The following is a 12773-nucleotide window of genomic DNA, read 5'->3' as shown; positions in this document are numbered from 1 at the left end:
CACCCGTGAGTGTTGTGCCGGGTTGGTTGATATGTTCATAGAGTTACGGCGGTCATGGCGGAGGGGAAACGCCCGGTTACATTCCGAACCCGGAAGCTAAGCCCTCCAGCGCCGATGGTACTGCACTCGTGAGGGTGTGGGAGAGTAGGACACCGCCGGACAATCTTCCAGAAAAGGCCACCCCCGTTGGGGTGGCCTTTTCTGCATTCCCGCCCAAAACCGTGCGGGCCCTTCAACCCGCGCCGGCCCCATCCTCGCGTCCGCGCGTCTCGCACTGCGCGATCCGCGGGTGATCATGGAGTTATTGCCGTGACACGCCGATGTCGGTGGCAATAACTTCATGATCAACCCGTTGGGGAGCCGGCGGGGAGGGCAACGCGGGGGGCTGGCGGGCCTTGCGGGGGTTCCGGTGGGCAGTGGGGTGGTGTTGGTGGTTCGTTTTGGGCCTAGGGTCGGTGTGTGGGGGACGCGCTGATTCTTCTCGTCTTCGGCTGTGCTGTGGCTGCCGTGTTGGCCGCGCTGTGGTGGCTGGGTGTGCGTGGTCGCCGCCGCGGTGTCGGTGGCGAGGTCATGGGGCCGTTCGAGGAGATGTGGCATCCGGCCGCGACGCGCTACCGCGTGGAGATCCGCGTCCAGGAGGAGCGGATGGCGCCGAGGTCGTCGGCCGACGACACCGACGGGCAGGCTCAGGAGGGCTTGGGACCACAGACGTAGCGCGGCTCGGCGTCGTACCGCCAGCTGAACTTCTCCCGCTTGACCACCACGCCGCCCTTCTTGATGACCCGGAAGGCGTCCTGGGTGAAGCCGTTGATGCCGTTGCTGGGGATGCACGTCGGACCGGGTTCGAGGTGGATGAGCTTCGGCTTGGTGATGTTGCGACGGGGGCCGTACTCGGTCTTGACGCTGTCGTAGATCTTCGTGCTCCAAATGGAGACGGTCACCGAACTCGACGTGTACGACGTGTCGATGAGCAGGCCGTACTCGGTGTTGTTGCGGAACTTGAAGTCCAGGTTCGGCCAGAAGATGGTCGACTCGATGACGGCCGGGTACCTGTCGAACCAGTACGAGTGCGGCTTGTGCTCGACGTCCTCGAGGCCGGCGTAGTAGGTGGCGTTGAAGAGGGTCGTCGTGAACTGCGACGTGCCACCCCCGACGCCGGGCACCAGCTTGCCGTCCAGGATGACCGGGGCGTCCCGGTAGCCCTGGGCGTAACCCCGTTCGCCGGTGTGCCCGTTCAGGGAGAACGTCTTGCCCGGCAGCACCACCGTGCCGTCCACCTTCTTGGCGATGGTGGCGATGTTCTGGCTGCGCGGTGACGACATGCCGCCGGTGAACCGGGTGGTGAAGGTGGACACCCGTTCCTTGATGCCCAGACCGGCCAGCTTCTCCGTGGTCAGCTCCGGTGGCGTCTCCTTGAGTTCCCCGGTCACCTCCCGCCCGTCGGACCTCGGCAGCACCGCCAGCAGGTCACGGCCCAGGGTGGCGGTGTCGAGCTGCTGCCCGGCCCGCCCGTCGGTGACCGTGGGACGGCCGCCGGCGATGGTCACCGTCGCGTCCTTCGGCGGCACCTCGATCGCGTTCAGGTCGTCGCCGAGGGCCGCCCGCAGCCGCTTGACGTCCACCGTCGGGCTCAGCTTGCCGGCCTTGTCGGCGGTGAACCGGAGGCTCTTCGCGATGACCGCCGGCGGCACCTGCACCGAGCCCCGGTCGGTGCGCAGGGTGACCGGCGCGGAGACGGCCGGCTTGGCCAGCTCGGCGACCAGCCGGTCCACCTCCTCGGCCGAGGTCGCCGGCTGGCTCTCGACCAGTGGCACGGTGACCGGGGTGCCGGCCAGCCAGCCGGTCCGGACGGCGTCGGCCGAGCGCTGCGGGTCGAGGGCGAGGCCGGGCTTGGGGCGTACCACCTTGGGGGTGGTGCCCTGGTAGGTGATGGCCGGCATCGTCATCGGCCGGATCTGGTCGCCGAGCGCCGTGCGCAGGGCCGCGTCCAGGCGGGCCGCGTCGACGGTGACGACCGGTTCGACGGTACGGGAACCGACCAGCCGACTCACCGGGTGCGCGTCGGCCTCCGCCGCTGCCGCGACGGTGGCCGCCACGTCGACCGCGAGCCCCACGTCGGCCGGGTCGATCTCGGTGGTGCGCTCCCCGACCGTGATCCGCAGGGGCGCGGCGAGGGCTGCCGCCCGCCGTTCCAGCTCGGCCCGCAACTCCCGGTCGGCCGCGTCACGGCTGCGACCGCCCAACTCGGTGCCGAGCACGCTGGTGCCCCGGGGCACGTCCCCGGCGTACGCCCAGGCGCCGGCACCCGCCGCGGCGGCGAGCACGCCACCGGCTACGCCCGCCGCGAGCAGCGTCCGGGTGCGGCGCGGACGGCGACCGCCGTTGTCCGCCTCGCCCGTGGTCGTCGCCGTGGCCGGTGTGACCACCTCCGGCTCGTCGTCCGGCCAGGTGACCGCCGTGACCTGCACGGTGGGTCGGTCGTCGGCGGGTGGACGTTTGTCGCCGTACAGCGTCACTGCAACCTCGTTCGCCAGGTGCCACGGGAGGTCTCCCCTCCCGGAGGACACCACGGTAACCAATGCTCGGCCGTCCGCGCGGGCTGCGCCCGTCCGGTGCTGCTACCGAGTGTCGCCCGGCGTGTCGCGGGAACGTGGGGCCGGTGCCCGCGCCGGGCGGCCGGCGTGGCACGGTGGCGGGGTGGACGCTGCGGAGCGGGTGTTGGCGTACGGCGGCGGGTGGTTGGACCGCGCGGGCCCGTTACGGACCGACCCGGCCCGACTGGACGCGTTGCTCGCCGACCCGGCGACGGTGGTGCTGCCGCTGTGGCGGGACCGTTGCCTCGTCGACGGGGACGGTCCGGTCCGGTTGACGGCCGAGCGCGCGTCACTGGTCCGGTCGGCCGCCGCGGAGACCGTCTTCCTGGGGCTCGACGGGGACGTCGCGGTGTTCGCCGTGGACCTCTCCGCGCTCGCTGAGCCCGCCGCCGTCGAGATGGCGGGGGCGGCGCGGGCCGTGGACGTACGGGCGCTGGTCGGGCGGCTCGACCCGGCCGGCGCGGCGACCCAGGCGTACGCCCGGGGGTTGCTGCACTGGCACCGGCACCAGCGGCACTGTGGTGCGTGCGGTGCGGTGGCCGTGGCCGGTGGTGGCGGCCACCTGCGGACCTGTTCCGGCGCGGAGTGTGGTCGGTTGCTGTTCCCCCGCATCGAACCGGCGATCATCGTGCTGGTGGAGGCGCCCGGCTCGCCCGGACGCTGCCTGCTGGCCCGGCACGCGGGCGCGGCGGAGGACTCCTATTCGACGTTGGCGGGCTTCGTGGAGGTCGGCGAGAGCCTGGAGGACGCGGTCCGCCGGGAGATGGCCGAGGAGGCCGGGATCACCGTCACCGACGTGAGGTACCAGGGGTCGCAGGCGTGGCCGTTCCCCGCCGGGTTGATGGTGGGCTTCCGGGCCACCGCGACCTCCGAGGAGGTACGCGTGGACGGTGTGGAGTTGCTGGAGGCGCGCTGGTTCACGCGGGAGGAACTGCGGGAGCGGGTCGCGGCAGGTCGCCGGCTGGGTCGGGTGGACTCGATCGATCATCACCTGTTGACCGGGTGGTTGACGGCAGGCTGAGGATCATCACCAGCGCCGTCGCCGCGGCGGTGCCCAGGGCGCACCACATGATCCCCTGGAAGGTGCGCGGGGCGACGGCCATCGTCAGGACGGCCAGGACGCCCGCGGCGACCCACAGCGGCGCGGACGGCCAGCGCGCGCCGGCCGCGATCTTGGCGTTGACGGCCGCGAAGACCAGCGCGTAGAGCGCGCCGGTGGCGGCGAAGAACGGGGCGTACTCGCCCAGCGGGGCGTAGTCCTCGCCGCCCACCAGCCGGAACGCGAGGCCACCGGCCAGGGCCGAGGCGGCGACCAGCGCCACGCCGCAGCCGGCGACGATCGCGAGCACGGTGGTGCGGACACGGTTGTCCCCGACCGCCAGGCGGGGAAGGGCGAGTACCACGATCACCTGCGGTGCCCAGAGGGCGCCCTTGGTGAGTACGGTGCCCACGGCGTACGCGCCGGAGTCCGCCGGGGACAGCAACTGCCGGGCGAAGATCAGATCGGCGTACGACACGGCGAGCATCGCCAGCGCCGCCGTGCCGGCGCTGGCCACCTGCCGGATCCGCAGCGCGCCGCCGACACCGCCGTCCGCGCCCGGGGTGGCCCGGTGGGCCGGCCGGGCGATCCAGATCAGCGCGGGCAGCACGAGGTACGCGGTCACCATGCCGGCCACCAGGGTGTCGACGACGTCGGCGCCGAGCACCAGCGCGACGATCATGCCGCCGTACCGACCGGCGGCGACCACGCCCATCGCCCAGGCGAGACGGAGGAAGCGCTGTTCGCCCTGTAGCTCGCCGAGCCATCGTGCGGCCAGGACGACCGCGACGGTGGTCCCCGCGACCAGCGCCACGACCGTCAGCGACAGCCGGAGGGCGGTCACCATCAGCGGGGCGGCCACGAGGACCGCGCCGGCGGAGACGGCGGTGGTGACGAGGGTGACCCGGTTCGTCGGGGCGCCCGGATGCCGCGCCCGGTGCACCGCGACCGCCATCTGCAGCCCCACGCCCGCGACGCCGGCGATCGCGACGAGCGCCGCGCCGGTCGCCAGGACGCTCAGACCCTCCGCCGTCAGGTGTCGGGCGCCGAGCATCGGGAGGAGGTAGGCCAGCCCGTTCGTCACCATGGCGGCACCGGCGACCGCCGCGCCCGCCGCGGAGAGCCGGCCCGCGCCGGGGCCGGCCGTCGTGTCTGTCATCGCGCCTCGTGGGGGTGTGGCCGGGGCGCGGTGTGCGCGCCGGACGTCGCGTCGTCGGCGCGGAGTCGCCATTCGACGTGGAAGGCAAGCTACCGTCCGTCCTCCCCCTGTGCCTAGAGTGCTGTCCGAAGCCCCGGGAGCGACATCGGGCCCGCTTCCCGTCCAGGTCTGTGGGGGTCCGTGTGCGCCGAGGAACACCGGGTTCCCGTCCAGCGCTGTCGCGGGCTGTGGTGGTACTCCGTCGGTGGTGGCCGGAGACGGTGCTCGGCGTCGCGGTGGTCCTCGCGATCCTCGGGCCGGTGCTGGGCCGGGGCTACGTCCTGCGGTACGACCTGGTGTTCGTGCCGGACCCGCCGTTCGGCGCGATGGTCTGGGGCAACGGTGGCGAGCTGCCCCGGGCGGTGCCCAGCGAACTGCTCGCGGTGGGCCTCGCGCACCTGCTGCCCGCCGACGTGGCGGAGAAGGTGCTGCTCGCCGGCGCGCTGGCGCTGGCCAGTGTGGGCGCCGCCCGGCTGGCCCCGGTCAGCCACCCGCTGGCCCGGATCGCGGCAGGGCTCGGGTACGTCTGGAACCCCTGGGTGTACGGGCGGCTGCACCTCGGTCAGTGGGCGGTGGTCGCCGGGTACGCCGCTCTGCCGTGGGCATACGCCTGGGTGCTTCAGGTGCTGCGACCGCCGGGCGGCATCGGGCCGGGCCGGCGTGCTGCCGTCGCCGGTGGGATGGCGGTGGTGCTGGGTGGTCCGGCGCTGGTGCTGGCGGCGGTGCTCTCCTGCGCGCCGGCGTTGGCCCTGGCCCGGCGCTGGCGGGCGTTGGTGGCGGGAACGGCGACGCTCGCCGGTCTCACCGCGCCGTGGCTGGTGGCGCTGACCAACCGGGGTGCCGCGGTCGATCTGGACGAGCGGGGTGTCGCCGCCTTCGCCGTCCGCGCGGACACGCCACTCGGCGTGCTCGGCAGCGTCGCCACCCTCGGCGGTGTCTGGAGCCGGCACGCCGTCGCGGTCGGGCGGGACCGGTGGCCGGTCGCGTTGCTCGCGCTGGCCCTCGCCCTGGCGGCGGTCTGGGGGTACACCCGGGCCCGTCGCCGTTGGCCGTCGGCCGCCTGGTGGGGCCTGCTCGTCGGTGCGGGCCTGGGCGCCGGTATCGCCCTGCTGCCCGCCTGGTCGGTCGGTGCGCAGGCGATGGTCGCGCTCGTCGAGCACGTTCCGCTGGCCGGCGCGGTCCGGGACGGTACCCGGCTGCTCGCCCCGCTGGCCCTGGTGCAGGCCGTTGGCCTGGGCATGGTGGTCGAGTGGCTGGTGGCGGTGGGCCTCCGACCGCTGGCCCCGCTGGTGCTGGTCGCTCCGGTGCTGCTGCTGCCCGGCCTGGCCTGGGGGCTCGGCGGCCAACTGGAGACGGTGCGATACCCGCCCGAGTGGTCGGCGGTACGCGCGGTGGTGAACCGGGATCCGGCCGGTGGCGCGCTGGTCTCGCTGCCCTGGGCGTCGTTTCGCGCCTACGGTTGGGCGGGGCAGGTACCGGTTCTCGACCCGGCCCCACGCGCCTTTCGCCGACCGGTGATCGCCGACCAGGACGTGCTGGTCGGCCGGGAGCGGATCCGCGGCGAGAGTCCCGCGGCGGACCGGGTGGCCCGGGTGCTGGCGGCGCCGGGCGATCCGGTGGCGGAACTGCGTCGACTGGGTGTGCGGTACGTGCTCATCCAGACCGATCAACCCGGCGCGGCCGAGGTGGAGGGCCGTTTCGCGGAGGCCGACGTGGTCCGTCGGGATGGGCCGCTGATCCTGCTCCGCCTGACTGGTGCCGGTCCTGCCGGCTCGCCAGGGAGTGTCGGCATTGGTCCGGTGTTGGGGTATTCGGTACTCGGGGCCACCGTGTTGATCACCCTTTCGCACCGCGCCGGGAGACGTCGACGCATGTTACTGTGCGGTCACTTTTGTCGAAGGGACCGTCAATGAAGGCATCCTTCAATCCCCTCCTGATCGCGGTCGTCGCCGCGACGGTGGGTGCCGTGCTGGGCATTCTGGCCGTATCGGTCGGGACGTCGACCATCACGAACAGCAACACGAAGCCTGCGAACGTGGAGCAGCCCATCATCGTTTACGGCGATCGCTGACGGCCCGTCATGGAGGTCCTACCTCCTGACGTGTCGTCAGATGTGGTCGTACTCGACGTCGTGGTGCCCGCGTACAACGAGGCGCTCCGGCTGCCCGACACCCTGATCCTGCTTCGGGCGGCACTGGCCGACCTCGGGGTGCCCTGCCGGGTCACCGTGGTGGACAACGCCAGCACCGACGGAACCGCCGAGGTGGTGACGGGCGCGCCGAGCGGCCCGGTCCCCGTCCGGCTGCTCTGGTGTGCGGAACCGGGCAAGGGCTTCGCGGTCCGCACCGGTGTGCTGGCCAGCGACGCGCGTTACGTCGGTTTCTGCGACGCGGACCTGGCCACCGCGCCGGACACGCTCGGGCAGGTGCTCAGTCTCCTGGCCGAGGGCGTCGACGCGGTGGTCGGTTCGCGGGCGCACCCCGAGTCGGTGGTGCAGGAGCGGCACAGCGTGCTCCGGCGCTGGGGCGCGGTGGCGTTCCGGGCCGCCGTCCGGCAGGTGGTGCGTGGCGTGGGCGAGACCCAGTGCGGGTTCAAGTTCTTCCGCAACGACGTCGCGCGCCGGTCGTTCGCGCCGCTGCGCTGCGGCGGGTTCGCGTTCGACGTCGAGGTGCTGGGCCGCGCCGAACGGGCCGGCGCCCGGTTGGTGGAGATCCCGGTCAACTGGGTCGACGTGCCCGGCTCACGCTTCTCCCCGGCCCGGCACGGATGGCAGAGCTTCGTGGACGTCGCGAAGATCAGTTGGCGGCTGCGCCGTCCCGACGTCGTACCCGCGATGCCGTTGCCGGTCGTCGCCCGGCAGGTCGGCGGCGACGTGGCCGGCGGCGCCGCCACCGTGGGATTGCGGCCGTGAGTGTCGGCCACGTCCCGGTCGCCGCGTCGCCCACCACCGAGCCGGTGGTGGCGGGGCGGCGGATCGCGGTGCTCAACTGGAAGGACCCGTGGCACCCGGACGCGGGTGGCGCGGAGGTCTACGCCTGGCAGGTCGCGCGGGACCTGGTGACCGCCGGAGCGGAGGTCACCTTCGTCACCGCGCGTCCGGACGGCCAGCCCGGCGACGAGACCCGCGACGGCATCCGCATCGTCCGGGTGGGTGGACGGTGGACCATCTACCCCCGGGTGCTGGGCTGGCTCGCCCGACGTCGCCGACAGTTCGACGTCGTCGTGGACTGCCAGAACGGCATACCGTTCTTCAGCCCGGCGGTCCTGCCCCGGGACGTGCCGGTCGTCTGCGTGATCCACCACGTGCACGACCGTCAGTTCCGGCTGTACTTCGGCCCGGTCGTCGGTCGCTTCGGCGCGTGGCTGGAGGGCCCGGTCGCCCGACGGGTCTACCGCCGAGGGGTGACGCTCGCCGTCTCGCCGTCGACTGCCACCGCCGTCCGCGATCGGCTCCGCTGGCCCGGCCCGGTGGTGGTGGTACCCAACGGGGCGGACGCGTCGGCGTCGCCCGTCGTCGACCCGGCCGCCCGCGACACCAATCCCCGGGTCGTCTGCGTCGGCCGGGTCACCCGGCACAAGCGGGTCGACCTGGTGCTGGACGCCGTCGGCCAACTCCGGTCCCGGCGACCCGACCTGCGCCTGGACGTGGTCGGTGGTGGGCCGGACGTGGCGCTGATCCGCCAACAGGTCGTCGAGCGTGGGCTGGCCGACATCGTCACGGTGCACGGACACCTGCCCTCCGCCGAGCGGGACGCGCTGCTCGCCTCAGCGTGGTCGCACGTCTCCGGCTCGTGGGGCGAGGGCTGGGGTCTGGTGGTGGTGGAGGCCGCCGCCGCCGGGCTGCCCACCGTCGCCTTCGACGTCGACGGGCTGCGCGACGCCGTGCGGCCGGGCCGGACCGGGTGGCTGGTCGACGAGGGCGACGACCCGGCGAGCCGACTGGCCGACGGCCTCGACCGGGCCCTGGACCACCTCGCCGTACCGGCCGAGGCCGAGGCGATGGCGGCCGAGTGTCGCCGGTGGAGCGACAGCTTCCGCTGGGCGGACACCGGCCGGCGGGTCCGCGCGGTCATCGGGGACCTGCTCGCGCCGCGCCGTGTGCCGTGGGCGGCGGGTAACGCGTCCCTGCTGATCCGGACGGACCAGCCGGAGCACCTCCTCGCCCGGGTGTCGCCCCTGCTGCCGTACACCCGGCACGTCGCGGCCGACGAGCGCGGCCTGTGGATCGTCGTGCCGGCCGCCGATCCGGCGGCGGTCCGGCAGGTGCTCGTCGACGCGGGCGTCGCACCCGAGCAGGTCAGCGAGCGGGACGCCAGCGGTGACGAACTGCTCACCGGAGTTCCGGTACGGCAGTGCTGACCGCCTGGTCGACCGCTCGCCGCGCCCCCGGCATACCGTCCGCGACGGTGTCGCTGGCGGTGTGGCGGCTGCGTGAGCTGCTGGTCTGCCTCGCGTTGATCGGTCTCTGTGTCACCCAGGAACCCGGGCTCATCGTGCCGGACACCAAGCTGGACATGGCCCTGGACCCGGGCGGCTTCCTGACCCGGGCGACCCACCTGTGGACGGCGGACTGGCAGTTCGGCACGCTCCAGAACCAGGCCGTCGGCTACTTCTTCCCGATGGGCCCGTTCTTCCTCCTCGGCGAGGCGGTGGGCCTACCGGCCTGGCTCGTTCAACGGCTCTGGATGGCGACGCTGCTCTGCGTGGCCCTCACCGGGGTGGTGCGCCTGGCCCGCGCGCTGGACCTGGGCGGTCCGGCGTCGCGGCTGGTGGCCGGCGCGGTGTTCGCCCTCTCTCCCCGCGCGCTGACTCTGGTCGGCACGGTCTCGCTGGAGCTGCTGCCGTACTGCGTCGCGCCGTGGGTGCTGCTGCCGCTGGTCAAGGGGGCGGCGGGTGGCTCGCTGCGACGGGCGGCGGCACTCAGCGGACTGGCCGTGGTCTGCATGGGCGGGGCGAACGGCGCCGCCGCCGCCTGCGCCGTGCTGCCGGCGTTCCTCTACATAGCGACCCGGGCGCCCGGGTGGCGACGGGTCCGGCTGCTGGCCGCGTGGACGGTGGCGATGGTCGCGGCCACCTTCTGGTGGCTGGTCCCGCTGCTGCTCATGCAGCGCTACGGGTTCCCGTTCCTGCCGTACACCGAGACCGCGGCGGTCACCACGAGCGTGACGTCGCTCCCCGCGGCCGTACGGGGCGCCACCCACTGGGTGGGTTACCTGGCCGTGGACGGGGTGCCCTGGTGGCGCTCCGGATGGATGCTCGTCACCGCGTCCTGGATGGTCGTGCTCACCGGCCTGATCGCCTGCGTCGGCCTCGCCGGGCTGGCCCGCCGGGACCTGCCGGAGCGACGGTTCCTGCTGGTCAGCGCGCTGGTCGGCCTGTTGGCCCTGACCGCCGGCAACATGTCGGACGGCGGTGCGGCCTTCGCCGCCACCGTACGGGAGGCTCTCGACGGCCCGCTCGCGGCGCTGCGCAACCTGCACAAGTTCGACGTCGTACTCCGCCTGCCGCTGGCCCTGGCCACCGCGCACATGCTGGACACCGTCGGCCGGATCGCGCTCATCCGCCGGTTCACCCGACCCACCAACATGGCGCCCCGGCGGGTGGCGCTGGGCGTCACCGCCATCGCGCTCCTCGCCGTCGCCAGCGGTGCGGGCAGCGCGGGCCTCGCGGCCGGCGGTGGTTTCTGGGCGCTGCCCCAACACTGGCGGCAGGCGACCGCCTGGCTCGACCAGCACGCGGGCCCGGGCACCACGCTGCTCGTACCCGGGAGCAACTTCGCCGAGTACAACTGGGGGCGCTCGCTGGACGAGCCCGTCCAACCCCTGCTGGACTCGCCGTGGGCGGTGCGGTCGCTGGTGCCGGCCGGATCGGCGGGCAACGCCCGACTGCTCTCCGCGATCGACGAGCGGCTCGCCGCCGGCACCGCCTCCCCCGGACTGGCGGACGTGCTCGGTCGGCTCGGCGTGCGGTACCTGCTCGTCCGCAACGACCTTCGCCAACCCGTCGGCGGCTTCGCCTGGCCGGTCCTCGTGCACCGCGCGTTGAACAGCGCCCCGGGGCTGTTCCGGGTCGCCACGTTCGGCCCCGACAGCGGGGTACGGCCGGACTTCGGTGGGGCGTGGGACTACGGGCTGCACGAGCCGTACCCGGCGGTGGAGATCTACCAGGTGGACCGGCCGACCAGCAGAGCCACGCTGGCCGACGCGGCGCAGCCGCTCAACCTGGCCGGCGCTCCGGAGACGCTGCTGGACCTCAGTGACGCGGGAGTGCTCGGTGACCGGCCGGTGATCCTCGACGGCGACGCCCCGGTGGACGACGCCGGAGGCACCGTCCTCGCCGACAGCCTGCGCAACCGGAAGGTCGACTTCGGACTCGTCCGGGGCAACACGTCGCGGACGCTGACCGCCGAGGAACAGCCCGAATCCGCCGGCCCGGCCCAGGACATCCTCGACCCGGAGTGGCGGTCGTCCCTCACCTCGTCCGGGTACGCCGGAATCGCCGACGTGCGGGCCTCCACCAGCGCGGCGGACGTCACCGGCCCGGCCGGCCTGCGCGACCCCTCCGCCGGGCCGTTCTCCGCCGTGGACGGGGACAGCGGCACCGCCTGGCTCTCCGACGGTGCGCGCAAACCCGTCGGCCAGTGGGTGGAGGTTCGCTTCACCGAGAAGATCCAGGCCGGGTCGGTCGAGTTACAGGTGGTCGACGACGAGGTGGTCGGTGACCCGGTGACCCGGGTCCAGATCAGCACGGCGGGTGGTTCGTACGTGCACGCGGTGACCGACGCCGGGCGGAAGCCGCTGCGGCTGGCGCTGCCGTCGGGGCGTACCACCTGGGTGCGGGTGACCATCGACGGCGTCGCGGGCTTCGACGCGCCCGGACGGCGCGCGGGCATCCGGGAGTTGCGGGTGCCCGGGGTGAGCCCGCAGCGCTACCTGCGGCTGCCGGCGTCGCCCGACACCGCCCGGGCCCCGGAGGTCGTCGCGCTCGCCCGTAGGGCCGGGGACCGGACGGCCTGCGCCCTCGTCGGCAGTCGCTACCTGTGCGCCCCCGACCTGATCCGGCAGGGCGAGGAGACCGGCCTGGTGACCCGCCGCTTCGACTTGCCGGCCGCCGCCACCCCGCAGCTCACCGGCCTGGCCCGCGCCACTCCCGCCACCGCGCTCGCCACGTACGACGACCTGCTGGGCGGGGAGACCTACACGACGTCGAGTTCGTGGTTCGCCGACCCGGTCGCCTCGTCCCGGTCGCTGTCCGACGGGGACGACGGCACGGCCTGGTGGGCCGACCCGGACGACCCGCAGCCCACCGTGCGGCTGCGCTGGGCCGGAATCCGGAAGGTGAGCTGGGTACGGCTGCGCTTCGCGTCGACCCTCGTCGCCGCGCCACCCAGGACGGTGCGGATCACCGGCGACAACGGCATCCGCGAGGTGGCGGTCGACCCGGACGGTGTCGCCCGTTTCCCCGCACTGCGTGGGCGCAGCATCGTGGTGGCGGTGAACTCGACGGTGCCGCGGGTCAACCGTACGACGGCGCTCTTCGAGCCACAGCCGCTGCCCGTGGGCCTCAGCGGGGTGGACGTCGACGGCGTACCCGAGGCCAACCAGCCGCGTGACCTGGACCGTACGGTGACCTTGCCCTGCGGTGCCGGCCCGACGATCGTGATCAACGGGGTGACGGTGCCGACGACGGCCACCGGCAGCCTGCGGGACCTGCGGGACCTGCGCCCGCTGCGGTACCGGGCCTGCGCTCCCGCCCCGAAACAGCGGACGACGACGGGCGACGACCGGGTGGGGCTGCGCGCCGGCCCGAACGAGGTCGCCGCGCCCCCGGACCGGTTCCTGGTCGACAGCGTGATCCTCAGCGGTGAGCCGCCGCAGCGGTCCGTGTCCGAGCCGCCCCGCCGGGCGCTGACGGTGCTCGGCTGGGACGACCAGCACCGGTC

Annotated in this window: 8 protein-coding genes, 1 rRNA gene and 1 pseudogene; 8 read left to right on the top strand and 2 right to left on the bottom strand. The window is 73.7% G+C overall.

Annotated elements, in window-relative coordinates; all coding sequences use genetic code 11:
* The first annotated feature begins 44 nt into the window (after window positions 1–44).
* Window positions 45–161: ribosomal RNA gene (gene rrf, locus ACN263_RS28955) — 5S ribosomal RNA — on the top strand.
* 298 nt (window positions 162–459) lie between these two features.
* Window positions 460–714: a hypothetical protein gene (locus ACN263_RS28950; protein WP_422737376.1), complete on the top strand. Its 255-nt coding sequence runs from the start codon at window positions 460–462 to the stop codon at window positions 712–714.
* On the opposite strand, the gene ACN263_RS28945 is transcribed toward ACN263_RS28950, so the two are convergent.
* Window positions 687–2516 carry a VanW family protein gene (locus tag ACN263_RS28945; RefSeq protein WP_422737375.1) on the bottom strand — a complete coding sequence of 610 codons (1830 nt, stop codon included), beginning with the start codon at window positions 2514–2516 and terminating at the stop codon, window positions 687–689. The two genes, ACN263_RS28950 and ACN263_RS28945, sit on opposite strands and share 28 nt — an antisense overlap.
* Before the next feature lie 181 nt (window positions 2517–2697).
* Here ACN263_RS28945 and nudC point away from each other — a divergent pair, with 181 nt between their 5' ends.
* On the top strand, window positions 2698–3615 hold the full coding sequence (gene nudC / locus ACN263_RS28940) for an NAD(+) diphosphatase (protein WP_422737374.1): 918 nt from the start codon (window positions 2698–2700) through the stop codon (window positions 3613–3615).
* Here nudC and ACN263_RS28935 read toward each other — a convergent pair.
* On the bottom strand, window positions 3512–4792 hold the full coding sequence (locus ACN263_RS28935) for a polysaccharide biosynthesis protein (protein ID WP_422737373.1): 1281 nt from the start codon (window positions 4790–4792) through the stop codon (window positions 3512–3514). The two genes, nudC and ACN263_RS28935, sit on opposite strands and share 104 nt — an antisense overlap.
* 227 nt (window positions 4793–5019) lie before the next feature.
* On the opposite strand from ACN263_RS28935, the gene ACN263_RS28930 reads away from it, so the two are divergent.
* The 5 genes and pseudogenes from ACN263_RS28930 to ACN263_RS28910 form a co-directional block, all read left to right on the top strand.
* Entirely contained in the window at window positions 5020–6744 is a 1725-nt protein-coding gene (locus ACN263_RS28930; protein WP_422737372.1) for a hypothetical protein, read from the top strand.
* Entirely contained in the window at window positions 6741–6902 is a 162-nt protein-coding gene (locus ACN263_RS28925) for a hypothetical protein (protein WP_422737371.1), read from the top strand. The genes ACN263_RS28930 and ACN263_RS28925 overlap by 4 nt, the downstream gene beginning before the upstream one ends.
* Before the next feature lie 30 nt (window positions 6903–6932).
* Window positions 6933–7742, top strand: coding sequence for a glycosyltransferase (locus tag ACN263_RS28920; RefSeq protein WP_422737370.1), 810 nt, complete (start codon window positions 6933–6935; stop codon window positions 7740–7742).
* The gene (locus ACN263_RS28915) at window positions 7739–9190 is read left to right on the top strand and encodes a glycosyltransferase family 4 protein (protein ID WP_422737369.1); all 1452 of its coding nucleotides are present in this window, start codon (window positions 7739–7741) and stop codon (window positions 9188–9190) included. Before ACN263_RS28920 ends, ACN263_RS28915 begins: the two co-directional genes overlap by 4 nt.
* Window positions 9184–12405: pseudogene (locus ACN263_RS28910) on the top strand (DUF3367 domain-containing protein); the annotation flags it as partial. The gene ACN263_RS28915 and the pseudogene ACN263_RS28910, both read left to right, overlap by 7 nt.
* Window positions 12406–12773 lie beyond the last annotated feature (368 nt).

Source organism: Micromonospora sp. WMMD729, assembly GCF_049315225.1.
In the GTDB taxonomy this organism is placed as follows: Bacteria; Actinomycetota; Actinomycetes; order Mycobacteriales; family Micromonosporaceae; genus Micromonospora.
Note: the sequence above shows the minus strand (reverse complement) of the source record. Positions and strands in the feature narration are given on the sequence as shown.